Source organism: Parasphingorhabdus sp., from assembly GCF_036964565.1.
Lineage (GTDB): Bacteria > Pseudomonadota > Alphaproteobacteria > Sphingomonadales > Sphingomonadaceae > Parasphingorhabdus.
Genome location: NZ_JBALTN010000001.1, coordinates 215,693 through 242,020, shown reverse-complemented (window position 1 = coordinate 242,020; position 26,328 = coordinate 215,693). Strand labels below are relative to the sequence as shown.

Below are 26,328 nucleotides of genomic sequence, written 5' to 3'. Positions count from 1 at the left end.
AGACTGTTCAGCCCCCGCAGGCCACAGTCTGGGTGAACGTAGTGCACCTGGTATGCGCTTCTTCAGGTTTGGGTAGGGCGGTCTTTATCGTCCTACCCCATCTCCCCGACAATCTTGAAAGCCGACTTGAGCCAGGCGTCTTCGTGCTAGTCGCGGAAGAACGCCCCTCACCGATCGCCCCGGCCAGCTCTGCCAGCCGAAGGTCGGCACCCGTTCTCGGGCGGATCTCGTGCCCCCATACAGAAACACCGCGGTCGCGCCGGGGTGCCCTTGGGAAATATTTGAGGGAAGCCCCGTTCCGGGGCGGGGCGTCTAGCCCATCGCCTGCTCGTCGCTATCGACATCGGGAGAATAGACGCAGATCATGTTCCGGCCTTCCGACTTGGCGCTGTAGAGCGCCAGATCGGCCTTTCGCAGCACCGAGGTCTTCGCGTCCGAATTCAGGCACTGGGTCATGCCGGCGGAAAAGGTGATCCGCCCCATCGGCTTGCCCGATCCCACGTCCACCAGCGATTTCTCGGCCAGCGCTGCCCGGCACTGGTCGAGCTTGCGAAACACCGGGTCGAGCTCGCTATCCTCGAACAATATCGCAAATTCCTCTCCGCCGTAGCGGGATATGTGGCAGCGGTTGTCGGACAGCTCGGACAGCTGGTCGGCGATCATCCTGAGCACCCGATCGCCGCAATCATGGCCGAACGTGTCATTGATCCGCTTGAAATGGTCGATATCGACAAAGGCGAGCACAAAGGGCTGCTGCTGATCCTTGTGCCGCTGCAGCGCGGCGTCCAGCACCCGGTCGAATTTCCGCCGGTTCGGCAGACGCGTCAGCTTGTCATGGTCAGCCTCGCTGCGGGCCACCTCGAGCTCCCTTTGCAGCGTGGCCAGCTTCTTGTTGGTTTCCGATATCTGCTCGCGGTTCTCGCGCGTGGATTCCACCATCAGGCGGGACAGGCCCAGCAGCTTCTCGATCGAGTGCTCAAGCGAAGTCTTGCCGCCGCGGATGTCATCCGCCTGTTCGATCAGCTGCGTCTCGTGCTTGATCGCATTGTCATTGCCGGCCTTGATGATCATTGACGAATTGTGGATATGCTCGACGGCCTCCTCGAATATCTTCCCGATCCGGCCGTTGATATCGTCGTTCAGATATTTGTCGTAGATCGCAAGCGCCGATTCATTGTCGAGCTTCGCCGCCGAGGAGGCGCGATCCAGCTCCGCCTTCAGCTCCTTGTTGGTGCCGCAGACATATTCCCAGCTCTGTTCCAGGTTTTTCGGATTGATCGCAAGATTGTGGCGAACCAGAAAATTGCCGATCTCGTACATCGGCGAGCGCTGGCCCTCGACCTCGGTGCAGACGGGGCAGACGTCGCCGCCGTCCTTGTCACCCATGTAGGAGTGCCAGATGTTCTTGATATGGATTTTCATGTCAGGCTCGCAGTCTTGGTTTCGGCATACGGTTATAGGCATCCAGCGCGGCGACCTTGTAGGCCTCCGCCAGCGTCGGAAAATTGAAGACATTGTCCGAAAGATAGTCGATCCCGCCGTTCAGGTTGATAACCGCCTGACCGATGTGAATCAGCTCCGTCGCGCCCTCGCCGACGATATGCACGCCCAGCAACGTGCGCGCGTGCAAATCGAAAATGCACTTGAGCATGCCCTTGCAATTGCCCAGGATATGGCCGCGTGAGGTTTCCTGGAAGCGGGCTATCCCGATTTCCACCTGGAACCCCTTGGCCCGCGCCTCTTCCTCCGACAGGCCGATGCTGGCAATCTCGGGAATGGCATAGATGCCGAGCGGAAAGCTGTTGCCCGAATTCTGGATGGGAGCACCAAAGGCGTGGCAGGCGGCCTGCCGCCCCTGCTCCATCGAGGTGGAGGCCAGCGCCGGAAAACCGATGATGTCGCCGGCGGCATAGATATGCGGCTGGCTGGTCTGCAGGCTTTGCCTGTCGACCTCCAGCCGGCCGCGGCTGTCGCACGCGATGCCCACTTTTTCCAGTCCGAGACTGTCGACGGCGCCGACCCGGCCAGCGGTGAACAGCAGCATTTCGGACTGGACTTGCCGGCCATCGTCAAGAATGATCGTCGGGTGACCCTGCTTGTTCAGGGAAATCCTGTCGATGGTTCGGCCGAGCCGGAGATTGATGCCCCGGTCGGACAGCTGCTGAACGAAATTGGCGATGATGTCCCGGTCGATAAACTCCAGAATCCGCTCCCGCGCCTCCACCACCGTTACCGGGATTTCCAGGGTCGAGAAAATCGTGGCATATTCGAGCCCGATCACTCCGCCCCCCACGACGGTGATGCTTTTCGGCATCGGCAGGTTGGCGGCCACGCTGTCGCTATCGATAACGGTGGTGCCGTTGAACGGGATGCTTTTCGGTCGGAACGGCTTGGTCCCGACGGCGATCAGGAATTTTTCTGCGGTGACCGAAAAAATGGTCTTCTTGCCCTGGAAATTCTGCTGGATAGCAAGCTTGTGCGTGCCGCAGAATTTCGCCTTGCCTTTCAGGATCGCGACATTGTTGCGCGCAAGCTGGCTGTCAATGACCTCGACCTCGTCGCCCAATGTGGTCGACAGCCGCGAATTGATGGAATCCTGCATCAGCTTTATGCCATTGCGATGCTGCCGGGACTTGAAATGCTGGTCGCGCCAGCCGGTCACGGACATGACCGACTCCCGGATCGTTTTTGATGGCAGTGTTCCGGTATGCACCGACACGCCGCCGATCAGCTTCTGGTCATCGACCACGGCCACCGACTTTCCTAGCTTGGACGCCTGGATCGCAGCTCGACGACCGGCCGGCCCGCCTCCGATCACCACGAAGTCATAATCATATTTGGCCATAGCTTGGCTCCTTCACACTGTGGTTAACGGTCAGGAAAACAATTATTAATGTGCAACCCGCGGCAATCGTCGGGCATGGGGGCGGATTGCGCCGCCACAAGCAGGAAATCCGGCTCTGGCGCCGGATTTTTAACCGCCTCTGTCCAAATGGTTTACAAGATGATACACATGGCAGACCGTGTATAAATACGGGTCGTTACTATTGTACATATAATCGTTTAATCCTAATGGGTTGCTCCAAGCAGATCATGACAGCAGTCATTTGGCAAACCCGGGAGGAGATGAGATGATTTCAACCCGCAAATTTCTGGCCATGCAACGTCGCGACGCGTGGGAAAGGAGAATATTGCCGTGCAAAAGTTGATCGACAAACTGGAAAAGGTTCTCGGTTTCCTGGACGACAATGAACTGGCTGTGCCGGCGATCAAGGTTGAGGAAGCCATTCAAATCCTTAAGGATATTGAGGAATCCGCGCCGGAATCCGGCGCGCCCGATAGCTGACGGATCAGCACCCGACCCAAACGCAAGGACACGGGTTGCCATAATATCGGCTACTGGATTTCATAGACAAGAAGAACGCAATCCGCGCGGATTTTCCGCATTTCCGGATCGCACGGCACGACATTGACCTGCAACGCCGCTGTCATGGCCGGAGCGGGGGAGAGCGTCCCTCCCTCTTGCCGCAGTTCGATGCCATCACGGATAACGGCTCTTGCCTGGGTCATCGCGGAACCGCCGCCGCTGCCGGTTGTCGACTCCGCTCCCCCGGCGGGACTGCACAACAGCATCGCAAGCGCAGAGGCGACCACGATGCGTCTGCCGCCCTCGGCCCCCTGTTCACGAAACGGCACGATAGACCACACTCCTCCGGCTGGCCTGAAAACAGGACCTCGGAGTCAGGGACGGTCAAAAACAATGGCTATTAACCGGCGAGAGTGATTTGGTCAGCTTGAGGAACTGGGATGCTTACCGCAATCACGGTGTGCTAATGTGCCACCGACAATTGGCGCGAAGCCCATAATTTTATGTCCTGGGCCATGATCTGGTTATTGAGACCGCAGACATTCATGACGCTCATGAATATTCCGCCCAGAAACTGGCGCAGGTCAATGATCGCATAAGGCGATCGGAACGCATCATTGCCTTCGGAAGACAAGATCTGGCTGATCTCCCGGAACGACAGGATCTTGCATTGCTGATACCAGCTCTCCTCGGATTTCAGCGTCAGCAGCGCGGACAGTTCGGCAAAAAGAAAGTGACTGCCCTGATCGCTGCCACCGGATTCCTTGTCGGCCAGGATCACTTTCGCGACCCCAGCGAGAAGCATGTCTTCCAGCTTGATGATTTCGGCGATGGCCCGGTCCGGAGTCGAGCCGATTTCTAGATATTCGAACGCCAGAGCCAGGAGCAACAGCTCGCGCCATGTGTAGGAAGCCGGCCGGCCCTTGCCGGTATTGATCCCTGTCGGAAATCCCTGCCGCTGCATGTGCTGGATCCTGCCGCGAAACGCCGTAATGCTGGTCTTGGCGATATCATGCTTCTGCGAGAGAATCTCCTGAATCTCTTTATAGGTAAATTCCATAGTAATTCCCAAAGCCGAGCGCTCTTCCGGGCGCAAACATCTCTGTTGCCTACTGGGTCAGTAAACGGCAGGTGACAACCAGTTATTGTGGAAATCGTCACCGCTGGCCTGCCGCCCACGGAAATCTTCGCGCCGGACAATTATGTCCGTTATCCGGGTCACGCAAATCTGTCCGGATTGCTCCAGGGAGTGATGTTGTTCCATATAACAGCGACCGAATATTGACCATTCGACCGGCCATCGCAACCGGTTTTGACTAATTCTTGGCCGGGCAAGCTTTCCGGGCACCCCGGCGTTCCAGAACTGCGACAATGGCATCTGTTCCCATCTTCCCCGCCGCATCTTCGGGATATATATTCTGGCATATTGGCTGGTTCGACCACGCAATCCCGGCGTACGGTGCTGGTCCCTGCCCTAGGTCACAACAATCCCAGCTTCCTCAAGCTCGCCCAACGGTTGCCGGAGATGATGATATGGTCCTGCAGGCGGATATCCAGTTGCTGGCATGCCGATTTCAGGGATTGGGTAAATTGGACATCCTTCCTGCTCGGTTCGGGATTGCCGCCTGGATGATTGTGGGCGAGAATGATCCCGCTCGCATCGAGCTCCAGAGCGCGCTTCACGATGGATCGGGGCTGCACCAGTATCCGCCGGGGAGAACCGTCTCCAAATTCCTCATCCCCCATCAGCCGGTTTGCGCCATCCAGAAATAATATCCGCATGGTCTCGGTGGACCGGGACCCGATGCGCGCCTGCAAATATTGAACAAGCCGCTGATCGGTACCCGCCACCAGCTTGCGGGGAATATCTGTGAGCAGCCGGGCCAGCATCAGCCGTTCCGTTGCCTGCAGCAATTTGACGACCTCCTCTTGCCCGGACAGAATGCGGTCAAGAGACATGGCGGATTCCCCCAATATACGTCCTATCGAACCGAATTCCGACAGCAGCGCGCTGGAAAGGTGCTGCGCCTCGTTCGGGGCGATGATGGCTAGGAATTGCGCCAGGACCTCTCGGTCCCGATGGTCTTCAATCTCTTGCGGTGGCAGAATGTTCCAATCATCAGCACGACCAGTAAGGGATAGGAGGATGCTATTTGCATGATCATATAGGCTTTTGGCTGGATCGTTACGTCCAGCAGTTTTGCCATGTGTGCCACCAATGCGATTGTCTGCAGCGCGGCTACCCATAACGGCCAGAACCGGTTTGCCCGAAGCGCGACGCAAAGGAAGCCAAGCCATCCCGCCAGATCGATAAACAGATGCCCGGGGTCCACCTTGGCATATTCCAGAGGTGTAACGACATGAACAAGCGGGTCCAGCGCGCCCATGCCAATGATGATGGCAGCAACCCATCGCTCCGGCGCCCCTCCTCGAGAGATCGCATAGACGCAGCTGATCGCGAGCAGGAGAAGGAAGATGGACGTCCGCATGTCCTATATGGACCAGTCGCGGGCATCACAGTCAACCGAGATCGCTCAGGCCACATGCAGGACATGGGTGCTGGCGCACGCCTGAGCCGGCGGGCAATCCTCGTGCAAATCAAGGCCGGCGACCGCCTGCCCGACCTTCCTGAGTTCTCCGTGCACCCTCAGCACATCTGTGCTCGCTTCGACCAGCGCCATTTGTGCTTTGGCCAGACGGCGCACCGCAGCCTGACCGGTACCAGCGGGAAGGCCCGTATCGATGCGCGCCTCCAATAGCGTAGCCATCAAGTGCGACACGGAGATCAGCGCGACATCAATCGACGTTTCCGTCTCAGGGACATCGCGCTTGATCCGGTCGCAGGCAATTCTGATTTTATAAGACATGACTTCTCCCTTCCGCAAATCGCGGATGCATTGTGCATCCATCTAATTGAGTCTGATGGCCGGTTAGTTTGCCACAAGACTGGAAAGAGACTGGGAGACGGACAGTCCGATCAAAACGATCGCCAGGATACCAATCGTCAAAACGACAATGATCGCAATTCGCTGCGCAGCACCCCAGTGTCCCCCTGTATCTTTCAGGATTTGGGGCCAAACATCGCGATCATGCCCGGTTGCGAAGTCATAGGGATTGGAAACTTCTTCCAGGATGAACGAATCTGCCGCCTCGTCCTGCTGCTGTTCTGCCCCGTTTTCATCGTGGAAGGGAACACCTGCCGGATCATATAATATCCGGTCATAGGTGCCGGAAGCCCGGGCATAGATCAGGGCGGCTTCGTCTCGCGTAGACGCCTCAAGAACGCGACGGGCACTGATCAGCCGCTGGTCGACGGCCGGTTTGGATATTCCCAGAATCCTCGCTATTTCCTTGGAGGATTTTCGCAGCACCACCAAGTGCAGGCATTCGCGTTGCTTTGCGGTCAACTTGGCTACGCGCGATACCTCAAGATCGCTTTCGTCCACGATTAATGTCCCATAAATTCTGCTTGCTCATATCGTTCCCGCAGAGTGAACGCAACTGGCTCGGCAGCCTCCGCCTGCCTCCCAACCCAGCGCGGGACCCAGAACCCATTGCCGCCGCATGTTTAACATTCATCCCTATCGCCCGTTAACGAAGAATTGCCCGTTTGAACCAGGACTGTCCGGAAAAAAATCGTTGACTATCATTTGCTAGGAAATTGGAATCATGACTGACAGCGCCAAACGAAATCTGAAGAACGAGGTCATCGGCCCGCTGGAAGGCATATTGGCAGAACTCGACAATCTGCAACTTTCGCTGGCGGCATTGAAGATCGCCGAGGCGCTCGAAATACTGTCCGATAAAATGGATGACAGCTGTTCCAGCTAGCGCCAGCCCCAATTAAATACATTTAAGTACTTGTAATATAAATATTTTTTTAAGGAAATCCGCGATTGTCTGACGAAGTCAGTCCTTTAGCGCGTCAAACACTCTAACCTTCCAATCCTTCCGACAAATCAGCAGATCCGGCACATAGGTATCGCCCTGATTATACAGCAACGGGGATCCGTCAAGCCGCGAACAGTGCAATCCATGTGCCGATGCCACCGCGACCGGGGCGCAGCTGTCCCATTCATACTGGCCGCCGGAATGGAGATAGATCTCCGCCTCCCCTCGCACCACAGCCATCGCCTTGGCCCCTGCGGACCCCATCGGAACCAGTTCGCCTCCAAGCCGGTTGGCGACCGAAATCGCTTCCGCGGCGGGGCGGGTACGGCTGACGACAAGACGCGGCGGCCCGTCCCGATCGGGAAGGCTGCCGGTCCCGTCGCTCCGCAGCACGATCCCGCCGTCCAGACCGGGCAATGCAACCGCTCCGACGGACGCAACACCGTCGATCGCCAGTGCCACATGGACCGCCCAGTCCGACCGTCCCTCGCCAAACTCCCGGGTGCCGTCGACCGGATCGATGATCCAGACACGCGACTTGGTCAGCCGTTCTTTGGTATCCTTGCTTTCCTCTGACAGCAGGCCGTCTTCGGGGCGCTGATGGCGCAAGGCGTGAACCAGAAACTCGTTCGCGGTCTTGTCGCCGGCCTTGCCAAGCGCCTTGCCGTCAAAAACGCCGCTGTCCCGGACGCCGAGCAGAAGGCGCCCGGCAACGGTTGCAAGATGGGCCGCAAGCTGGGCGTCGGTCATGGTTTCACTCATTTCAGCGGCATGATTTGACGGACAATATATTCGGCGGCCTCGACCGGGGTCATCTCCACCGTATTGACCCGGATTTCCGGACTCTCCGGTGATTCATAAGGGGAATCTATCCCGGTGAAATTCTTCAGCTGGCCGCTGCGGGCCTTCTTGTAGAGCCCCTTCACATCGCGCTGTTCGGCAACCGCCAGCGGCGTATCGACGAATATCTCGATAAATTCCGTGTCCGGCAGCATCTCGCGGACCATCCTGCGCTCGGCCCGGAACGGGCTGATGAAGGCGGTCAGCACGATCAGCCCGGCATCAGACATCAGTTTCGCGACCTCGCCGACCCGGCGGATGTTCTCGATCCGGTCGGCCTCGGTAAAGCCGAGATCCTTGTTCAGGCCGTGCCGCACATTGTCCCCGTCAAGCAGGAACGTGTGCCGGTTCATCAGGTTGAGCAGCTTCTCGACCTCGTTCGCGATCGTCGATTTGCCCGACCCGGAGAGCCCGGTGAACCAGAGCACCCGTGGTGTCTGGTTTTTCAGCAGCGCATGTTCCTCGCGCGATATGGTTGTCGGCTGCCAATGGACATTGGACGCCCGCCGCAGGCTGAAATGCAGCATGCCGGCGGCCACCGTGGCATTGCTGAGCTTGTCGACCAGGATGAAGCCGCCAAGCTCCGGATTGTCGCCGTAGGCTTCGAACACGACCGGCTTGTCGGTGCGCACTTCGGCAACGCCGATCGCATTCAGTTCCAAGGTCTTGGCAGCAAGATGCTCCATCGTGTTGACGTTAATCTCGTATTTCGGCTCCTGAACCGAAGCACTCACAGTCTGCGTCGCCAGCTTGAGCCAGTAGCCACGCCCAGGCTTCAACGCCTCCTCGCTCATCCAAACGATGGTGGCCTCGAACTGGTCAGAGACCTCTGGCGGAGCCCCTGCCGCCGCGATGACATCGCCGCGCGAACAGTCGACTTCGTCCTCCAGGGTGATCGTTACCGATTGGCCGGCCACCGCTTCATCGAGCTTGCCATCGAGCGTAACGATATCCTTGACCCTGCTGTTCTTGCCCGACGGCACGATCCGCACCGGATCGCCGGGTTTGACGGAGCCCCCCGCGACCAGACCGGAAAAGCCGCGAAAATCGAGATTGGGCCGGTTGACCCACTGCACCGGCATGCGGAACGGCCGGTCCTGCGCCGCGGTCGCCGCGATCTCGATATTCTCGAGATGCGCAATCAGTGCCGGACCCTCATACCAGCCGGTATTGGCCGATGGTGCCGTGGTGATATTATCGCCGCGGAACCCGGAAATCGGGATCGCGGTAAAGCTCTTGATACCGATGCCCTCGGCAAAGGCGCGATAGTCGGCGACGATCGTCTCGAACACCTCCTCGCTGAAATCGACCAGATCCATCTTGTTGACCGCCAGGATCAGGTTTTTGATCCCCAGCAGATGCGCCAGGTAGGAATGCCGCCGGGTCTGCACCAATATTCCCTTGCGAGCGTCGACCAAGATGATCGCGGCGTCGGCGGTGGACGCGCCGGTGACCATGTTCCGCGTATATTGCTCGTGTCCCGGCGTGTCGGCGACGATGAACTTGCGCTTTTCCGTCGAGAAGAACCGATAGGCGACGTCAATGGTGATGCCCTGCTCCCGCTCCGCCGCCAGACCGTCGACCAGCAGGGCGAAATCAATCTCCTGCCCCTGGGTTCCCGACTTCCTGCTGTCCGCCTCCAGTGCCGCCAGCTGGTCCTCGAAAATCATCTTGCTGTCGTAGAGCAGCCGTCCGATCAGCGTGCTCTTGCCGTCGTCGACACTGCCGCAGGTGATGAAGCGGAGAAGCTCCTTGTTCTGGTGGTGCGACAGATAGGCGTCGATATCCTCGGAGATCAGCGCTTCGGTTTCGTAGCTGGATGCCTTGACGGTCTGCTCGGTCATCAGAAATAGCCCTCCTGCTTCTTCTTCTCCATCCCGGCCCCGCCTTCATCCTTGTCGATGACCCGGCCCTGACGTTCGCTGGTGGTGGTCAGCAGCATTTCCTGGACAACCTCCGACAGCGTCGACGCCGTGCTCTCGACTGCACCGGTCAGCGGAAAGCAGCCCAGCGTCCGGAACCGGATCGAGCGCGTGCTGATCTCGGGCCTGTAGCCCATGACCTGTTCCAGCCGTTCCGGGTCATCCGCCATGAACAGCCCGCCTTCGTGGACATAGGTCGGCCGCGGCGCGGCAAAATAGAGCGGCACGATCTCGATATTCTCGGCCATGATATATTGCCAGATATCGAGCTCGGTCCAGTTGCTGATCGGGAACACCCGGATGCTTTCGCCCTTTGCCTTTTTGGCATTGTAGAGATTCCACAGTTCGGGCCGCTGGTTCTTCGGGTCCCAGCCGTGGCTGGCGGTCCGGAAGGAGAATACCCGCTCCTTCGCGCGGCTCTTTTCCTCGTCGCGGCGAGCGCCGCCAAAGGCAACATCAAAGCCGTACAGGTCCAGCGCCTGCTTCAGTCCTTCCGTCTTCCACATGTCGGTGTGCAGCGGGCCATGATCGAACGGATTGATCCCGCGCTCCTTCGCCTCGGCATTGTGATGGACGATCAGTTCCATGCCGGCCTCCGCCGCGGCCTTTTCGCGCAGCGCATACATGTCCCTGAATTTCCAGGTGGTATCGACGTGCAGCAACGGAAACGGCGGCGGCGACGGGTAGAAGGCCTTCTTCGCCAGATGCAGCAGCACCGCGCTGTCCTTGCCGACGCTGTACATCATCACCGGCTTCTGGGCATCCGCCATCACTTCGCGCATGATGTGGATGGCCTCGGCCTCAAGCCGCTCGAGATGGGTCAATATGCGGGTCACGTGTCGTTCCATTCCTGATCATTCCCCGCTCTATTAGAGGATTCCGACTGGCGCGTAGTTCCCATATGGGATATAGACGGGAAATGGCAGTCATTCTTGGCGAGGAACATGATCTTATCGCCGCGCTCCACCGCGGTACCCTCGGGGCGCCCCCTTGGGAGGATTTCCTGGAACAGCTGCGCCGCAGAACCGCGGCCGACTATGCGCGGCTGTTCTTTCAGGGCGATCATGACTGGCTGCAATCCGTCCGGATACCCGCTCTGCCCCAGCAGTCGGCCGACCTCAACGATATCTACCAGGAGGAGTTAGGGCTGGCTGCTGCCCTGCCCCACAAGGCGATGCGGCTCAACCGCGTCTATTCGCTGGACGAGTTTCTCGATCCGAACGACCCCCGGCAAAGCCGGTTCAGGGCCCTGTTCCTACAGGACGCAGATATCCGCTACGCCCGCAATATGCGGGTGGCAGAGCCCAATGGCGGTCAGATCTGGATCTCCCTGGGGCGAAAACAGAGCGACTTTTCCGCCAGCGACGGCGCGCTGCTCGGCGCGCTGGCCGGGCATCTCGCGATCGCCGCAGGCACCTATTCCGAATTGGAGCGCCAGCGGCTCAAGGCCGGCATATCCGCCGACGCCATCATGCGGCTCAACTTCGGCTGGTTCATGCTTGATGCCGCAGGCCGCATCATCGACATGAGCGAACAGGCGGAAGCCTTCGTGCAGGAGGCCCGGACGCTGCGAAAATCCCCCGACGGCCGGCTGATCGCGGAGAGTCCCGACGCACAGGGCATCCTGCGCAAATTTCTGCAGATGCGGCAAGCGGGCGAAAGCGCGGTGCGCACGGTCCATCTCTCCGACGAACCCTGGCTCGACATGCTGCTGACCACCCCGCCGGTCGACCTGCCCGGCGCCCTCAAGCCGCTGGCGGTCGCCTTTGTCCACGGCGAGCGCTCCAGCAGCGTCGAACGCAGCCAGCATCTGGCCAATCTCTTCGGCCTCACGATTCAGGAAGCGCGGCTCGCGCTCCACATCAGCCGCGGCGTCACCATTCGGGAAGCCGCCGGCCTGCTTGGCCTCACCCTCGAAACCGCGCGGCTCTATTCGAAACGAATCTACGCCAAGACCGGCACCCGCGGGCAGGCCGATCTGGTCCGGCTGATCCTGGCCAGTATCGTCGCCCTGACCTGAACCGGTAGGATCGAACATCATCCTGCCGGGTCAGGCACCACCGGACTATCGGCGCGTCACCCCTCGGTCACGGGTACATAGACATATCGATCATTGAACCGGCTGCCCGTGGGATCTCCCGCGGCCCAGAGATAGCGGAAGGTCATCTGTGTACCTTCGCTCGAGACGACGACCTGCATCTGCGACAGGACCTTGCCACTCCCCAGAGCGGTCCAATAAGCGGTGTGGCTGTCAGCCTTCACCACCAGCAACCCGTCGATACCGGGGCCGGCCTGCGGCGTGACCTGGCCATAGGAATAGGGAATTTGCGAGACGTGCTTCTTTCCGTCTTCCGACATTAGTTCCAGCGTTTCGGTGATCAGCACCCCGTCGGCACTGGGCGCAAACACGAACTGCTTGCTCTTGACGCCGGGGTTGTCTGCGATAGTCGATCGCTCAATATCGAGTTGCCAAGCGCCGAGAAAGGGATCGTCGGCAGCCTGAGCGGCGAGCGGCAGCAAAGCCGTCAGAAGCAGGCCGGCAATTAGGCGCAAGATGACGTTCATTATTTTTTCCATTCATAAGGTAAATGTCCTGTTTGGGATGGTACCGCCCTGCTTGGACAAGTCAACAGCGGCGAGATACAGATGCCTGCGCCGCAAACCTGCCTGCATCCCGGTCGATCGCCCTACCGACCATTCGAGGCCTTCGGCATCGTCAACCTCCCGGGAGCGCCCCGGGGACGGAAAGGACAACCTGTATCTGCAAAACGGTAACTGGAAAACCGCAGAATGGTGCGCCCGACAGGATTCGAACCTGTGGCCCCCAGATTAGGAATCTGATGCTCTATCCGACTGAGCTACGGGCGCGTTCCGGAGCCGTGTTTAGCCACATCGGCCAGCGCGCGCCACAGTCAATTTTTCGATTCCGGCGGCAGCACCGGCAAAGGTAGGGGCGTCGCGGTAATGCCTTCTTCGGCAAGGTCGGCCACTTCCTCGGCCGATGCCGTCCCGTGGATGGGCTTTTCATCCGCATCACCATAGTGAATGTCACGCGCCCGCGCGGCGAATTTGTCGCCGACCCATTCCGAATTGCTCAGCATCTGCGCCTGCGCTTTAGCCAGCTTGCCGATCAGTTCCTGATATTCCGCAGGCACTGTCACCCTGCTGCTGACCGGTTTGGCTGGCGGGGAATCGGGCCTTCCGTCGGTTGCCGGTGCCGCAGCCGGAGTCTGGTTACCCTTTCTGGCCACATTCGGTGCCATCGCGGCTTTCTCGATCTTGCTGCTGCCGCAAACCGGACAATCGAGCAAACCGTTCGCTTGCTGATCCGCATAGTCTGCCGAAGAGGCGAACCAGCCCTCGAAGCGGTGCCCGCCCTCGCTGCATGTCAGATCGAAGATTATCATGACGGCTTGGCCGGCTGCGCAAATTCCTTGCGGTTGGCCACAGCCGGCACCCGCGACCGCACTTCTCCGATTTTCGCGAGGTCGAGATCGCAGAATCCCAGTCCCTCACCCTTGCCCAGGTCGAGCAAGATTTCGCCCCATGGATCGACGACCATGGAATGGCCATAGGTCGACCGACCGTCTGCGTGGTCGCCATCCTGCGCCGCGGCGATGACAAAGGCACCAGACTCGATCGCCCGGGCGCGCAACAATATTTCCCAGTGCGCCTTGCCGGTCGGCACGGTGAAGGCGGCGGGAACCGAAAGAATATCCGCTCCGGCATTGGTCAGGGCTTCGTACAGCGACGAAAAGCGAAGATCATAGCATATCGACAGGCCAAGCGTCGCACCCGGAACGGACGCCACGACCGCTTGCTGTCCCCCTCGGTAGGCAGCAGATTCCCGCAGTGATTCGGAAGGGCTCAGATCGACATCGAACAGGTGAATCTTGTCATAGCGCGCTGCTATCTCGCCTTCAGGATCGATCAGATACGACCGATTGAGCCATTTTCCGTCGGGATCGTCCGACGCCCTTATCGCCAGCGAGCCGAGTTGCACCCAGATTCCGAGACGCTCTGCTTCGCGCCGCGCGACCAACAGCACAACATCATGCGCTTCATCGCGGATAGCACTGGCCGCGCGGACGCGGTCGCGGTCCAGCAGCCCCGTCATTTCCGGCGTGAACAGCATCGTCGCCCCACCGGCTGCGGCCTCGGACATGACCTGACACAAGCGATCGGCATTTTCCTGCGGAACAATGCCGCTGCAGAACTGGGCGAGTGCAACTTTCAAAATGCTTCAGCCAGGACGATTCAGCTTGCCAGCAACTGGTCGAGCTGACCGCTCTCGTTCAGGGCCGCCAGATCATCCGAGCCACCGACATGGCGGTCATCGATGAAGATCTGCGGAACGGTCATCCTGCCGCCGGAACGCTGGATCATCTCTTCCCGCTTCTCGCCGCCCATGCTGATATCAAATTCCTCGAACTTGACATTCTTGCTCTCCAGCAAGGCTTTGGCGCGAAAACAATATCCGCAGGTAAACTTGGTATAAATCTCGACTTTCGACATATTGAAATCTTTCTGCCATCAGACTTTCAGATGGGCTTTTGCCAAGCAAATTTCAAGCAATCGCTGCCTGCTGCGAAAACTGGCCGGGCTCAGCTTCTCTTATGACACGGGCCCAGCAAAAAACATACACGCGCGCTGCGCCGGCCCTTTTCAGCAGCCGGGCACACGCGTTGCTGGTCGCACCGCTGGTATAGACATCGTCGATCAGCAGGACCGTTCTCCCGCTCAGACTGGCAGAGGCTGCGGGACGAAGTGCAAAGGCCGCATCCACCGTCTTGCGCCGCTGCCTGGGACTCATGCCGCGCAGTGGCGGAGTGATACGGTTGCGAAAGATCAGACCGCAGTTCATTTCGAGGCCCGTGATGCGGGCCAGCGTTCTGCCAATCAGCACCGACTGGTTGAATCCCCGGCGCCACAGGCGCCACCGGTGGAGCGGCACCGGAACCAGGATGGCATCTTCAGCGCCATTCTCGATGAACTTTTGCAGCTGTTCCGCTATCAGGTCCGCCAGCCCCAGCCGGTTTCCATATTTCAGGCGCATGGCAATCAGGGCGCTGCGCTCGTCATATTGAACGACCGCCCTGACCCCGTCGTGGACGGGGGGCTGGACTAGGCAGGCGGCGCACCGGCTGTCGGCGGCGTGTTCAAAGGCAAAGGGCAGACCACAGGCGGCGCACCAGGGTTCGGCAAGAAAATTCAGCTGATGCCAGCAATCGATGCAGAACCGGTTGTCCTGCTCCACCGTGACGCCGCATATCGGGCATCTTGGCGGCAAGGCGAAATCGGCGAGTGGCTTCATCAAGAACTGCAACGGCATTTGATCTTTTTGCCCGCCGCCCGTAAAGCCTCAAGCCCTATGACCGATACAGTCAATGTCCCCGACATATTCGACCGAAGGAGAAGGCGGCTCGTCCGCGACCGTGCCTGTGTCCGGGCCGGCGGTAACGATTTTTTCTCGCGTCTGATGGTCGAGGAGATTCTCGAGCGCCTGGATGTGGTGAAGCGCCAGTTCCGGCGGGCGCTGCTGATTGGCCTGCCCGCGCGGCAGGTCGCGGAACAGCTCAAAGCGCGCGGGATCCGCGTGATCTGCGCGGATTCCGGGACTCTGGCTGCCGATGCGCTGGGCGGAGTACAATGCGACGACGACCGGTTGCCCTTTGCCGATCACAGCTTCGATCTGATCATCAATATCGGTTCGCTCGATACCGTCAACGATCTGCCGGGAGCGCTGGTCCTGATGCGCCGGATCTTGGCGCCCGACGGGCTGATGCTGGCCGCGCTGGTCGGAGCGGAAAGTTTTCCGGCGCTGAAGTCGCTGATGATGCGCGCGGAAGAAGATCGTGTTGCCGCCCATATCCATCCGCAGATTGACGTGCGCACGGCCGGCGATCTTGTAGTGCGGGCTGGACTGGCCTTGCCCGTTGCCGACAGCGATAGCCTGCGCCTGAACTATTCGAGTCTGGAGCGGCTGCTGGCCGACATCCGCGATACCGGTGGTACCAATATTATCTCGGGGCGCGGGGCGCCGGTCCGGCGGGATGTTTATGAGCGCATGCGTGACCTGTTTCAGGCGCGGTCCGGGCCGGACGGAAAATTCGCGGAAACGGTCACGATCCTGTATCTTTGCGCCTGGGCCGCGCATCCGGACCAGCCGAAACCGGCACGGCGCGGCAGCGGCCAGACCTCGCTCGCAGACACATTGTCCGACTCGCGCAAGGGTCCGCGGGACAACTAGGACCGGGACCGAAGGCTTTGCGACAGCTGGTGAACCAGCGGACCATCGGCTGGCGGCATCGGCAGATCATGCAGGGCCTCCACCGGCAACCATTGCAGCTCCAGTCCATCCGGGCTTCGGATGTCGCCCGCCCAACAGAGGCACTTGTACAGCAGCAGGATCAGATGGCGATCGGCCAGAGCCTCGCTGGCAAAGGCCACGGGGACGATGTCGGGGATATGCACGACAATTGCGAGTTCCTCCCGAAGTTCGCGAACAAGCGCGGATTCCGGCGTTTCACCGGCCTCGACCTTGCCACCGGGGAATTCCCACAGCCCGGGCAAAGGTTTGCCTTCCGGTCGCTTCTGCACGAGGATTCTCCCGGCCTCGTCGATCAGCGCGGCTGCGGCGACAAATAGATATGTCGGATTTTTTTCCATTTTTTTGTGCGATCTAAGGATTTTGTTAAGCCATTTCTGTGAAACCGGATCCGTTCACGACTTAGCAGAACTTTACCCGCGTCGAGAGAGACATGATTGATCTTCTGGAAAAATTATATCTTTCCGACAAGGGTGCAACGGCTGTTGAATATGGTTTGATACTGGCTCTCATTGCGCTGACCGCAATTGTTGCGATCGGCAATGTGGCCAACACGACCGTCAACATGTGGGATGACGTTGCCAACCAGGTAACCGACGTTTCATGATCAAGGCTTGCACTCTTAAATTTTTGGTAAGGTTTGTAATTTAGACTGGTGAACGTTGGACTTGCTTTGGGTCTGACTGGGTAAGTGAAGTTTGTCAAACTAGGAGACCACCGATGAAATTCGTACGTAAAATGTTCAAGAATGAAGAAGGCGCAACGGCTATCGAATATGGCCTGATCGCTGCTCTGATCGCTGTTGCGGCTATCGTCGCCATGGGTCAGCTGGGTAACACCCTCAGCAACACCTTCAACGAAGTCAACACTTCGATGGAATAGTCTTCGGACTGTTTAAGAAAAGAGGACGGCAACCCTCCGGGTTGCCGTCTTTTTTTATGCCGACCAATTCAATAGGTGATCATCTTGACCTTCTGGCCCGGCTGCAGCCTGTCCGTTGCCCGCAAGCGGTTCAGGACAAGGAACCGGTCTTCGCGAAGATCGGTGTAAGCCATGCGCGCCGACAGACTGGCGATGGTATCGCCGGCCCGGACGGTCACGACATCCACTTTCCGCGACTTTATGGCCGCGGCTTGTGCGGCAGAAAGCCTCGTCAGGGTCTGGTACATCGGCGAGAACACGGCAGCTTTGCCGGCCGGCGCCATCGTGACAAAGTGATAGGCGCTGCTTTTCGAAAATTCATAGGCAAAGACGGTCACATCGACCGGCCCGTTGTTGCTGTCCACCCGGGCGATTGCATAGGATGCCGGCAGTCCGTTCACCGTCGTCCGTTCGATTGCGCCGTAGGCGATGGTCTTGCCCTGACCGGCAAGCCCCTTGAAGGCGGCGTCGATATAAGTGGCCATATTGCCGTTATAGGCACCGGTCGTGAACTGGCCCTGCCCGCCCGATCCAGCGATGCTGACGGCACGGACGCCGTTTTGCATCGAAAAGCCGCTGGGAACGGTAAACTTCAGCTTCAGGTCGGGGTGCAGGAAACTGTTACCCTCGATCACCCCCTGCTTGGGATCATCGCCATAGAGGATGCCGTCCAGTTTCTGCAGGAACTGGTCGCGGTTGCGCAGACCCCCGACTTTCTTCAGCTTGCTGGCATTGGTCGCGGCGCGGGATACCCGGCGCGCCGGGTCGGGATGGGTGCTGGTCCATTCGGGAGCGCTGCGCGCATCGCGGCCGGCAACCCGGGCGTCGATCGCCGACTGCGCCGCCAGCGAGGCCAGCATGGACGACAGCGCCTGGGGGTCGTAGCCGGCCGACGCAAGATAGCGAATCCCGAAATCGTCCGCCTCATATTCCTGGCCGCGTGAATATTTCAGCGTCAGCAGCTGGCTGCCGGTTCCGAAGATTTCCTGACCGATTCGTCCGAGCGAGGAATCGCCCAGCAGCACCTGCGAGCCGATCTGTCCCAAAATCCCCAGAATACCGTTCCGCGTCGCCGCCTTCTGCCGTTTCTCGCTATGTCGCGCGGCAACATGACCAACTTCATGCCCGAGCACCCCGGCCATCTCCGCCTCGTCGTTCATCAACGCCATCAACTGACGCGTGAGGTAAACATAGCCTCCCGGAATCGCGAATGCGTTGTTCACCGGGCTGTTCAGCAAGGTGACGGTAAAGTCACTTCTCGCGTTACCCAGCCCTGATTGCACTGCGATGTTCTGACCCACGCCCACAACATAGGGAGATTGCGGCCCTGTATAGGCCCCGCCGAATTCCTCGAGCAACTGCGGGTGCGCCTCGGCGCCCTTCTGCTTCTCCGCGGGGGAGATTGACCGTGCCTCGCCAGCCTGACTTCCGGCCGACCCGACCGCTCCCGCATCCGCGCCGCTTCCGGTGCACGCCACCAGCGCTATGACTGCCGCGGCGCTCGTCAGGCCATTTGAAAATCGTCTCATGTCAGGTTCCTCTTTGTGCAATATATAGGAACCGATCATCCGACAAAGGGTTCCGTGTTCCGGCCAAATCGGAGAAGGCAGAGTCGCACCGCAGATTAAAGCGCGCCCATCTCCAGAAATTTCTCACGCCTCATCTGGCGAAGGGCCTCTCGGTCATGGCTTGCGAGTTGCAGGAATTCTTCCACGATCGCCTGTCTAAGCGAAGCGATAGCCAAATTCCGGTCGCGATGGGCCCCGCCGACAGGTTCTTCGATGATTCGATCAATCACGCCCAGCTTTTGCAGGTTCTGGGCGGTGATTTGCATCGCATCCGCAGCAACATCTGCCTTGTCGCCGGTTCGCCACAGTATGGAGGCACATCCTTCGGGAGAGATAACCGAATAGACCGCATGCTCGAACATCAGCACGCGTTCGGCGGCGGCGAGCGCCACAGCTCCCCCCGATCCTCCTTCGCCAACAATAATGGCTACCATCGGCACTCCCAGCGACAGGCATTTTTCTGTCGAACGCGCAATCGCTTCAGCCTGCCCGCGCTCTTCGGCCGAGACGCCCGGAAAAGCGCCTGAAGTATCGACCAGCGTCAAGACCGGCAGTGAAAATCGATCGGCCATGTCCATCAGGCGTATCGCCTTTCGATATCCTTCGGGTTTCCCCATGCCAAAATTGTGCCGCAAGCGGCTTTCCGTATCGTCACCCTTCTCATGGCCAATGACGATCAGGCGACGGTCCCCTATCCGCGCAAACCCCCCGATGATAGCCTGATCATCGCCAAAATTCCGATCGCCACCCAAGGGGATGAACTCGTCGAACAGACCCGCAGTGAAATCCTTGAAATGCGGGCGTTCCGGATGACGGGCGACCTGGGTCTTTTGCCACGGCGTCAACTTCGCATAGGTGTCGCCGAGCATTTTTGCGGATTTGGCCTGCAGTTTTTCGATTTCCGCCTGGATATCGAGTGAGCCTTCGTCGGCCGTGTCTCTCAGCTCCAGAATGCGGGATTCAAGCGCGGCGATTGGTTTTTCAAAATCGAGATAAGATGTCATGAAAAAGAGTTAGAACCCGACACGCTAAAGGTCAACGCGCGAGATGTCTCTGGCTCAAAGGATGCCGTTTGTTCACCAGTTCGACGAGGCGAGCGGTGTCGATATGCGTGTAGATTTGTGTCGTGCTGATGTCGCTGTGACCCAACAATGTCTGGAGCGCCCGCAAGTCTGCCCCGCCCTGCAGCAAATGGGTGGCAAATGCATGGCGCAAAACATGCGGGCTGATTTTGGCCGGGTTGATGCCTGCCTTGCCAGCATGCTCCTTGATAATCTGGAAAAGCCTGATTCTGCTGATATGGCCTGCCCTCGAAGGAAACAGCCATTTTCCCTTGGGCTCGCATGATCCTGCCCAGCGGCCTACCGCTTTGCAGGCCTGCTGCGAAATCGGCACCAGTCGCTCCCGCTCTCCCTTGCCCCTGATGATCAGATAAGGTCTGTCGCCGGTGATTGACGACCGCTCGAGACTGACAAGTTCACTGGCCCTCAGTCCAGAACCATAAAGCAACTCCAGAATGGCGGACAGCCGAAGCAGAGCCGGCTGTTCGGGATTCTCGGTCAGGCCTTCGGCAATCCGTTCGAACAGCAGCGCAATTTCAGCGTGGGACAGTGTTTTCGGCAATGACCGAACCACGCCCGGCCTGGGCAAAGCGTCGGACGGATCATTTTCCCTGAACCCTTCCTCCACCAGAAATCCGAAAAACCGGCGCAAGCTGGACGATTTGCGGGCGACCGTGCTATTCTGAAGCTTCCGCCAGTGCGCGGGAAACTGCCGGATGACCTCCCGATCGGCTAGCGCCAATTGTCCGCCGGCGATCGCCGAAGCCTGCATCAGATCGGTGCGATACGCAGCCAGAGTATGACGGGACGCCCCGACTTCCGCAGCGAGCATTTCCAGAAATCGGTCGATGAGGCTATCGTCATCACTGATGTGTTGCACGATTGGATCTCCCGATCGTCCAGGTGAAACTCAAGTCCGCGTCAAGGCTTCGGCTGCAATCATCCGCGCTTCCGGCTCCAGCCCCACCCGCTGCAGGCATTGCATGATGTGATAGAGATGCAACGGAGACATGACTTTCCATGAGCGACCCTGCATGCCGACGGCCGCCAGCAGCGCGACCGTTCCGGGTTGGCCGCGCTCGGACGCTGCCTGGATCGCTCTGGTCCACTTGGTGGAACGATTCAGGTCGACGCTCAGATCATCGGCAAACTCGGCGACAGCCTCTTGGTCCGCACGGCCCAGACCGGCAACTGCGGCCAGAAGAAATTTGCTCCGGAGCTGATTGTCGCTGACATCATTGTCACCAAAATCATCAAGATTGCTGTAGGAAACCGGAAATGGCTTGGGCGCTGTAACGGCCAGAAGGGCCCAGCCATCGCTTCCCGGATCGACCATATCGGCCCATCGGATCGCGCTGCGATCAAGGCCTGCCGTCAGCATGGAAGCAATGATCACGCCGCTCTGCTCGCCAAGCGACTCAGACGGTCGAATTTGCGCCGCAGCGCGAGCGGTCAATATTCTGGCCGAATATTGCGTCAGCGGATCGTCGGATCTGTTCCATAGATCCTGCATTGCCGCCAGTCGGGTTGTTGCCGTATCCCCGACATAGGCCTGACGCAGAACCGAAGCCAAGGCCTTGCGATCATCGCTCGTATCGGGATCATCATAGGCCACAGAATAAAGGCCGACCATGGCCCTATTCGACAGCACGCCGATCGCCGCTGCGGTGTCTGCCGCCTTCAGCCTCGATTCGATCGACAGCATCGGAGCCCGGGCCCGCCATCCCTGCACGTGGCGTCCAGCCTGGGCGTAGAGGCGATCCGGAGGTTCCACGCCTGTGGCCACACCCAGCCCAAAGCGCCAGTTGTTGAAAAATTCAATGTCGTCCCAGAGGATCGAGACCGCTCGCCGGCCCTCAAAGCCGGCGCCGATCGTCTTCTCCGCGAGCAGATAGTCTATACCCGTAGCCACCTTATCCCGTCGTGCCTGCTGCAGCAGACTGGTTGCACGGCTCTGTTCGCCGGTAAAGGACGCACAAATCGGTCTGAACATGGTCCAGGTGGGGGCGTCGCTCACGCGGGCGCCACCGTCAACCAGGGGACATATTCCTGCCGGGTCTGCCGTCGCCAGATGTGCCTGCATCGCTACTTCATAAAGTCGCGGCGTGTAGTTACCGCCGTCGATCTTCAGAACCAGCGAGCGGGCCGCATCCGCTTCCCCCATGAGAAGCAATCGCCAGGCACGTTCAGCCGTCCAGTCGGCCGGATTGATGTTCTCGGGACTGGTCACCTTGCTGAGCAGGGTGCGCCTGAGCATGATCGCTCCCCACCGGGAGAGAATGGGGCCCTTCAGATTCTGGATCAGGCTGGTCAGATACTGACCGCCCTCTTGACCGAAAGCATCCACCGGCAGGCCGTTATATTGCGGCGTAAGCACACCGATTTCCGCCATCGACCGCCGCTCGCCAGGAGACAGCTCATATTGCGGCTGAAGCGCCGCATCGAGGGCGTCCAGATCCAGTTCTCCATTTTCGTCCAGAGTCAATAAAGGGGAGTCCCGCTCCGCTGGTACCGTGCCCGGATCGCCCTCAGCCGAACTCGACGGATCGCTTTCCTGAGAACCCGCTGGCCTGCCCGGCACAGGGCCTGGAGCCGGTGTGGGGGAGGTCGTCGGGGCCGGTCGTGGTGCAGGAGCCGGCGCCGGTTCGCCAAATCCGGGAGGCAGTAGAGATTCCGGAGAATTCTGGCCAAAAACCGGGATGGCTATCAACAGCGCGCCAACGCTTACCGCAGCCAAAGATATATGCCTGATCCGCATATTATTGGAGATCGTCACCAATGACCGGCTTCTCGACCGGCTGAAGCGGCTGTTCAACGTCCATCGAAGCCAAGGCAAAAGCCGCTCCAATGAAAATTACGACAAATAAAACGAGAAAAACCAACGAACGCGGCATCAATGGGACTCAATCTTCTGAACGGTTAAAAAAACAGCATAGTCAGCATTCGAATTTGCACCCTTAGCCAACCCTTGTATAGCCTTTGCCCCAATGGACAAAAACATTAAAGCCTCTTTCGACAATTGCATCGGAAATTCCGGTGAAAGGCCGGATTTTGTGCCAGACCAGTCGATTGTTCTGGTGGGACTGATGGGCGTCGGCAAAACCACGGTGGGTCGCCGGCTGGCAAAGCGCTTGAGCATGGGGTTTGTCGATGCGGATGAAGAGATAGAACGGGCGGCCGGTCTCACGGTAGCCGAAATCTTTGATCGCTTCGGCGAAGACTATTTCCGCGATGGCGAACGGCGGGTCATAGCCCGACTGCTGGAAGGCGAGCATCAGATCATCGCAACCGGCGGCGGCGCGTTCATGAATGACGAAACAAGAAGCCTGATCCTGGAAAAGGCCATAGCAATCTGGCTCGATGCGGATCTGGACACGCTGGTGAAACGCGTTGCCCGGAGAAATACAAGGCCGCTGCTGAAAACCGGCGACCCGGCGAAAATCCTGAGCGAACTGGCGGCCAAACGAAATCCGGTTTATGCGACCGCCCAAATACACGTGACGGGCAACGATTCCCCTCATGAGTCCACCGTCGAAAAGATTATCGAGGCTTTGCAACGTTGACCCAGATCACAGTCGAACTCGCCGAACACAGTTATCCCGTCCTGGTCCAGCCCGGCAGTCTCGCGCGGGCCGCGCAGCATTTGCAGTCATTCGCCCACAACAGGCGGCTTTTCATTCTGACCGATGACAATGTCGGACGCCAACTTCTCCCGGAATTGCAGCAGGCCTTTGCCGGCAGCGGGACCGATCTGCTGGTCAAGGTCCTGCCGGCCGGCGAGGCTAGCAAGAGCTGGCAACAACTGGAAAGGGTTACCGACTGGCTGCTCGAACAGGGGGTCGAGCGATCCGATACGCTGGTTGCCCTTGGCGGCGGCGTTGTCGGTGACCTGACAGGCTTCGCAGCAGCAATAGTCAAGCGCGGCTGCGAATTTGTCCAGATACCGACCAGCCTTCTCGCCCAGGTCGACAGCAGCGTCGGCGGCAAGACGGCAATCAACAGCGCGGCCGGCAAGAATTTGATCGGCAGTTTCAACCAGCCGCGGTTTGTGCTGATCGATCCGCTTGTGCTGAACAGCCTGCCTGACCGGGAATTGCGCGCCGGCTATGCCGAGGTGGTCAAATATGGCCTGATCAACGACGCCCGCTTCTTCGAGTGGTGCGAGGCCAATGGCAGCAGATTGCTGAATCGCAATCCCGAGGCATTGAGCGAAGCGATCATCCACTCCGTTCGCACCAAGGCCCAGATCGTCGGCGAGGACGAGAAGGAACTGAGCGGTCGCCGCGCGCTGCTCAATCTCGGCCACACATTCGGCCACGCGCTGGAGGCCGAGACCGGATTTTCCGACACGCTGGTTCACGGGGAAGCCGTCGCCGCTGGCATGGCGCTGGCGTTCGGATATTCGGCAAGACGCGGCCATTGCAGCGCCGGCGATGCGGAGCGCGTTTCCCGGCATCTCCAGTCGGTCGGCCTGCCCCATAGCCTCGCCACGGCGTCGGTTCGGGCATCGGGACAGCGGCTGGTCGAGCACATGATGCACGACAAGAAAATGAGCGGCGGCACCCTGCCCTTCCTGCTTGCCAACGGCATTGGACAGTCGTTCCTGGCCAACGACGTCGATCTGGCGGACGTCGCCGCGTTCCTCGACGAATCGGACTAGGTCAGGCTTCCGGCGGCAGACCGGTCCCGAACCGGAGTTCCGCGCCCGCGAACATGTCACCGCCGGATTTCAGCTGGGCTTCCAGCCGGTCGCAGTCCCGCTGCCTGAATTCTTCGTCAACCTCGTCGATCAGGCTGCTGTCGATGTCGATCGCGAACATCGTCTGTTTTGCGAGATCAATGGCCGATTCAAAAAGCTCGCGCTTCATTCCGACGATCCCCAGTCCCTTGAGCGCAATCAGCTGTCGCCGGTCATACACGCGGACCAGCAGCTTGGTGTCCGGAAAGGACTGGACGATGGCGCGGACCTGTTCCGGACCGAAATTCGGGTCGTCGATGCAGAACACGATGGCATTGGCTTCGGCAGCCCCGGCCCGGCGGAGCAGATCCACCCGGGTGCCGTCGCCATAAAACACCTTCGCGCCAAATTGTTCATGAATATCAATTTGTTCCGGCTTGATATCGATAAGAGTCAGCGGAATTTTGGCGCCGAGCAGCATCTGGGACACGGTTTGGCCGAAGCGTCCTTGCCCGACAATGATCACCGATGCCCGCGCCGCGTTTCCGGGATCGTCCAGTTTCGTCGACGATTTTGCGGTGCCATTGCTGAACCGCCGCGACAACAGCATCAGAAAAGGAGTCGTCGCCATCGACACCGTGATGACCGCGCCGAACAGACTGCTCGCCTCCGGCTCGATCAGCAACGCTTTCTCCGCCTCGGAAAACAGCACGAAGCCAAATTCACCGCCCTGGCTGAGCAGCATGCCCATCGCCAGAGCGGGATTGGTCGCCATGCCGAACAGCTTGCCGAGTCCGAAAATGATCGCAATCTTGACCAGCACCAGCGCCGCCGCGGCACCCAGAACAAAGGCCGGATTTTCCATCACCACATCAAGGTCGAGCATCATCCCGACGGCGAGAAAGAAGAAGCCGAGCAGCAGCGAGCGGAACGGATCTATATCGGCTTCCAGTTCATGCCGATAGGGCGAGTTGGCGAGCATGACACCGGCAATGAAGGCACCCAGAGCGGGCGACAGGCCAATGAATTCCATCAGCGCCGCGCTGCCGAATACCGCGACCAAGCCGGCCACGATGAACAGTTCGCGCTCAGCTATCCGGCCGATTACCTTCAACAACGGCTGCAGCAGATATTTGCCCACGGCAATAAGCCCGACAATCGCAATGACGGCATAAAGGGCAGTGAGCCAACCCGACTGACCGCCGCTTTCGTCCGGCGCCCGCGACAGGGCCGCGATGATCGTCAGCAGCGGTATGATCGAGAGGTCCTGAAAGAGCAGGATGGAAAATGCCTTTTCCCCGGTGGGCGTGTTCAACCGGCCCGAAGATTGCAGCATCGGCAGGACCTGTGCGGTCGAGGAGAGCGCCAGCGGCAGGCCGATCGCGATCGATGCGGCCAGGGTGAAGTTCGTGGCGGTCATGATCAGCAGGAACAATGCTATCCCGCACAGCACAACCTGGCTCATGCCGAGCCCGAAGATTGCCTGACGCAGGCGCATCAGCCGTGCCGGGGCAAGTTCCAGCCCGACAATGAACAGCAGCAGGATGATGCCGATTTCGGAAAATTCCAGGACCGTTTCCGCGTTGCTGATCAACTGGAAGCCCTGCGGGCCAATCAATATCCCGGCGATCAGATAGCCAAGAACCGCGCCAATGCCGAACCGGCGAAAGACCAGCACCATCACCAGCGCTGCGCCGAGCATGACAAAGCCACCCAGCAGCAGATCGGCCATATGGGTTTCGGGTTCCATCG

At 59.3% G+C, this 26,328-nt stretch carries 31 protein-coding genes and 1 tRNA gene; 9 read left to right on the top strand and 23 right to left on the bottom strand.

Translation table 11 applies throughout. The features are described 5' to 3' along the window. Window positions 1-312 precede the first annotated feature (312 nt). Together V7650_RS01160 and sthA are read right to left on the bottom strand one after the other, a co-directional pair. Entirely contained in the window at window positions 313-1,422 is a 1,110-nt protein-coding gene (locus V7650_RS01160; RefSeq protein WP_335654404.1) for a GGDEF domain-containing protein, read from the bottom strand. A gap of 1 nt (window position 1,423) precedes the next feature. Further along, entirely contained in the window at window positions 1,424-2,845 is a 1,422-nt protein-coding gene (gene sthA, locus V7650_RS01155) for a Si-specific NAD(P)(+) transhydrogenase (RefSeq protein ID WP_335654403.1), read from the bottom strand. Window positions 2,846-3,196: 351 nt separating this feature from the next. On the opposite strand from sthA, the gene V7650_RS01150 reads away from it, so the two are divergent. Continuing rightward, a complete protein-coding gene (locus V7650_RS01150) occupies window positions 3,197-3,346 on the top strand; it encodes a hypothetical protein (protein ID WP_335654402.1) in 150 nt (49 codons plus the stop codon). 50 nt (window positions 3,347-3,396) lie between these two features. Here V7650_RS01150 and V7650_RS01145 read toward each other — a convergent pair whose 3' ends face one another. From V7650_RS01145 to V7650_RS01120, 6 genes are all read right to left on the bottom strand, one after another. Next, entirely contained in the window at window positions 3,397-3,696 is a 300-nt protein-coding gene (locus V7650_RS01145; protein WP_335654401.1) for a hypothetical protein, read from the bottom strand. Between the two features lie 134 nt (window positions 3,697-3,830). After that, window positions 3,831-4,427: a hypothetical protein gene (locus tag V7650_RS01140; RefSeq protein WP_335654400.1), complete on the bottom strand. Its 597-nt coding sequence runs from the start codon at window positions 4,425-4,427 to the stop codon at window positions 3,831-3,833. A 419-nt stretch (window positions 4,428-4,846) separates the two neighbouring features. After that, the gene (locus V7650_RS01135) at window positions 4,847-5,326 is read right to left on the bottom strand and encodes a JAB domain-containing protein (RefSeq protein ID WP_335654399.1); all 480 of its coding nucleotides are present in this window, start codon (window positions 5,324-5,326) and stop codon (window positions 4,847-4,849) included. A gap of 89 nt (window positions 5,327-5,415) precedes the next feature. Further along, window positions 5,416-5,856: a hypothetical protein gene (locus V7650_RS01130; RefSeq protein WP_335654398.1), complete on the bottom strand. Its 441-nt coding sequence runs from the start codon at window positions 5,854-5,856 to the stop codon at window positions 5,416-5,418. A gap of 45 nt (window positions 5,857-5,901) precedes the next feature. Beyond that, window positions 5,902-6,234 (bottom strand): hypothetical protein, encoded by a 333-nt coding sequence (locus tag V7650_RS01125; RefSeq protein ID WP_335654397.1) that lies wholly within the window; start codon window positions 6,232-6,234, stop codon window positions 5,902-5,904. A gap of 63 nt (window positions 6,235-6,297) precedes the next feature. Then, window positions 6,298-6,813, bottom strand: a complete 516-nt coding sequence (locus V7650_RS01120) for a helix-turn-helix transcriptional regulator (protein ID WP_335654396.1) — start codon at window positions 6,811-6,813, stop codon at window positions 6,298-6,300. A 223-nt stretch (window positions 6,814-7,036) separates the two neighbouring features. Between V7650_RS01120 and V7650_RS01115 the strand changes: the two genes are divergently transcribed. Continuing rightward, window positions 7,037-7,198, top strand: coding sequence for a hypothetical protein (locus tag V7650_RS01115; RefSeq protein WP_335654395.1), 162 nt, complete (start codon window positions 7,037-7,039; stop codon window positions 7,196-7,198). A gap of 78 nt (window positions 7,199-7,276) precedes the next feature. Here V7650_RS01115 and V7650_RS01110 read toward each other — a convergent pair whose 3' ends face one another. Genes V7650_RS01110 through cysD form a run of 3 tightly spaced genes read right to left on the bottom strand, consistent with a single transcriptional unit; the run spans window position 7,277 to window position 10,868 of the window. Next, window positions 7,277-8,008, bottom strand: coding sequence for a 3'(2'),5'-bisphosphate nucleotidase CysQ (locus V7650_RS01110; RefSeq protein ID WP_335654394.1), 732 nt, complete (start codon window positions 8,006-8,008; stop codon window positions 7,277-7,279). A gap of 8 nt (window positions 8,009-8,016) precedes the next feature. Further along, on the bottom strand, window positions 8,017-9,942 hold the full coding sequence (cysN, locus tag V7650_RS01105) for a sulfate adenylyltransferase subunit CysN (RefSeq protein WP_335654393.1): 1,926 nt from the start codon (window positions 9,940-9,942) through the stop codon (window positions 8,017-8,019). Then, window positions 9,942-10,868 carry a sulfate adenylyltransferase subunit CysD gene (gene cysD / locus V7650_RS01100; RefSeq protein WP_335654392.1) on the bottom strand — a complete coding sequence of 309 codons (927 nt, stop codon included), beginning with the start codon at window positions 10,866-10,868 and terminating at the stop codon, window positions 9,942-9,944. Before cysD ends, cysN begins: the two co-directional genes overlap by 1 nt. Window positions 10,869-10,939: 71 nt before the next feature. Here cysD and V7650_RS01095 point away from each other — a divergent pair, with 71 nt between their 5' ends. Then, window positions 10,940-12,040: a helix-turn-helix transcriptional regulator gene (locus V7650_RS01095; protein ID WP_335654391.1), complete on the top strand. Its 1,101-nt coding sequence runs from the start codon at window positions 10,940-10,942 to the stop codon at window positions 12,038-12,040. A gap of 56 nt (window positions 12,041-12,096) precedes the next feature. On the opposite strand, the gene V7650_RS01090 is transcribed toward V7650_RS01095, so the two are convergent. The 6 genes from V7650_RS01090 to V7650_RS01065 form a co-directional block, all read right to left on the bottom strand. After that, window positions 12,097-12,585, bottom strand: coding sequence for a hypothetical protein (locus tag V7650_RS01090; RefSeq protein ID WP_335654390.1), 489 nt, complete (start codon window positions 12,583-12,585; stop codon window positions 12,097-12,099). Window positions 12,586-12,811: 226 nt separating this feature from the next. Further along, window positions 12,812-12,888, bottom strand: a tRNA-Arg gene (locus tag V7650_RS01085). A gap of 44 nt (window positions 12,889-12,932) precedes the next feature. Beyond that, entirely contained in the window at window positions 12,933-13,427 is a 495-nt protein-coding gene (locus V7650_RS01080) for a DUF1178 family protein (protein ID WP_335654389.1), read from the bottom strand. Then, window positions 13,424-14,257: a carbon-nitrogen hydrolase family protein gene (locus V7650_RS01075; RefSeq protein ID WP_335654388.1), complete on the bottom strand. Its 834-nt coding sequence runs from the start codon at window positions 14,255-14,257 to the stop codon at window positions 13,424-13,426. The genes V7650_RS01080 and V7650_RS01075 overlap by 4 nt, the downstream gene beginning before the upstream one ends. Window positions 14,258-14,277: 20 nt before the next feature. Further along, window positions 14,278-14,535: a glutaredoxin 3 gene (grxC, locus tag V7650_RS01070; protein ID WP_335654387.1), complete on the bottom strand. Its 258-nt coding sequence runs from the start codon at window positions 14,533-14,535 to the stop codon at window positions 14,278-14,280. Window positions 14,536-14,587: 52 nt separating this feature from the next. Further along, on the bottom strand, window positions 14,588-15,334 hold the full coding sequence (locus V7650_RS01065; protein ID WP_335654386.1) for a ComF family protein: 747 nt from the start codon (window positions 15,332-15,334) through the stop codon (window positions 14,588-14,590). Between the two features lie 57 nt (window positions 15,335-15,391). Between V7650_RS01065 and V7650_RS01060 the strand changes: the two genes are divergently transcribed. Beyond that, window positions 15,392-16,270, top strand: a complete 879-nt coding sequence (locus tag V7650_RS01060) for a methyltransferase domain-containing protein (RefSeq protein WP_335654385.1) — start codon at window positions 15,392-15,394, stop codon at window positions 16,268-16,270. Here V7650_RS01060 and V7650_RS01055 read toward each other — a convergent pair. After that, window positions 16,267-16,689, bottom strand: coding sequence for a (deoxy)nucleoside triphosphate pyrophosphohydrolase (locus tag V7650_RS01055; RefSeq protein WP_335654384.1), 423 nt, complete (start codon window positions 16,687-16,689; stop codon window positions 16,267-16,269). The two genes, V7650_RS01060 and V7650_RS01055, sit on opposite strands and share 4 nt — an antisense overlap. A 92-nt stretch (window positions 16,690-16,781) precedes the next feature. Between V7650_RS01055 and V7650_RS01050 the strand changes: the two genes are divergently transcribed. Both V7650_RS01050 and V7650_RS01045 read left to right on the top strand, forming a co-directional pair. After that, a complete protein-coding gene (locus tag V7650_RS01050; protein ID WP_335654383.1) occupies window positions 16,782-16,955 on the top strand; it encodes a Flp family type IVb pilin in 174 nt (57 codons plus the stop codon). A gap of 113 nt (window positions 16,956-17,068) precedes the next feature. Continuing rightward, window positions 17,069-17,230, top strand: coding sequence for a Flp family type IVb pilin (locus V7650_RS01045; RefSeq protein WP_335654382.1), 162 nt, complete (start codon window positions 17,069-17,071; stop codon window positions 17,228-17,230). Between the two features lie 68 nt (window positions 17,231-17,298). On the opposite strand, the gene V7650_RS01040 is transcribed toward V7650_RS01045, so the two are convergent. From V7650_RS01040 to V7650_RS01025, 4 genes are all read right to left on the bottom strand, one after another. Beyond that, window positions 17,299-18,798, bottom strand: coding sequence for a M48 family metalloprotease (locus tag V7650_RS01040; RefSeq protein ID WP_335654381.1), 1,500 nt, complete (start codon window positions 18,796-18,798; stop codon window positions 17,299-17,301). 95 nt (window positions 18,799-18,893) lie between these two features. After that, the gene (locus V7650_RS01035; protein WP_335654380.1) at window positions 18,894-19,841 is read right to left on the bottom strand and encodes an acetyl-CoA carboxylase carboxyltransferase subunit alpha; all 948 of its coding nucleotides are present in this window, start codon (window positions 19,839-19,841) and stop codon (window positions 18,894-18,896) included. Window positions 19,842-19,872: 31 nt separating this feature from the next. Beyond that, on the bottom strand, window positions 19,873-20,769 hold the full coding sequence (locus V7650_RS01030) for a tyrosine recombinase (protein ID WP_335654562.1): 897 nt from the start codon (window positions 20,767-20,769) through the stop codon (window positions 19,873-19,875). Window positions 20,770-20,808: 39 nt separating this feature from the next. After that, entirely contained in the window at window positions 20,809-22,383 is a 1,575-nt protein-coding gene (locus V7650_RS01025) for a hypothetical protein (protein WP_335654379.1), read from the bottom strand. A 214-nt stretch (window positions 22,384-22,597) separates the two neighbouring features. Here V7650_RS01025 and V7650_RS01020 point away from each other — a divergent pair, with 214 nt between their 5' ends. From V7650_RS01020 to aroB, 3 genes are all read left to right on the top strand, one after another. Then, the gene (locus tag V7650_RS01020; RefSeq protein ID WP_335654378.1) at window positions 22,598-22,765 is read left to right on the top strand and encodes a hypothetical protein; all 168 of its coding nucleotides are present in this window, start codon (window positions 22,598-22,600) and stop codon (window positions 22,763-22,765) included. 219 nt (window positions 22,766-22,984) lie between these two features. After that, a complete protein-coding gene (locus tag V7650_RS01015) occupies window positions 22,985-23,461 on the top strand; it encodes a shikimate kinase (protein WP_335654561.1) in 477 nt (158 codons plus the stop codon). Next, window positions 23,458-24,558 (top strand): 3-dehydroquinate synthase, encoded by a 1,101-nt coding sequence (gene aroB, locus V7650_RS01010; protein WP_335654377.1) that lies wholly within the window; start codon window positions 23,458-23,460, stop codon window positions 24,556-24,558. Before V7650_RS01015 ends, aroB begins: the two co-directional genes overlap by 4 nt. Before the next feature lies 1 nt (window position 24,559). On the opposite strand, the gene V7650_RS01005 is transcribed toward aroB, so the two are convergent. After that, window positions 24,560-26,326, bottom strand: a complete 1,767-nt coding sequence (locus V7650_RS01005) for a monovalent cation:proton antiporter-2 (CPA2) family protein (protein WP_335654376.1) — start codon at window positions 26,324-26,326, stop codon at window positions 24,560-24,562. Window positions 26,327-26,328 lie beyond the last annotated feature (2 nt).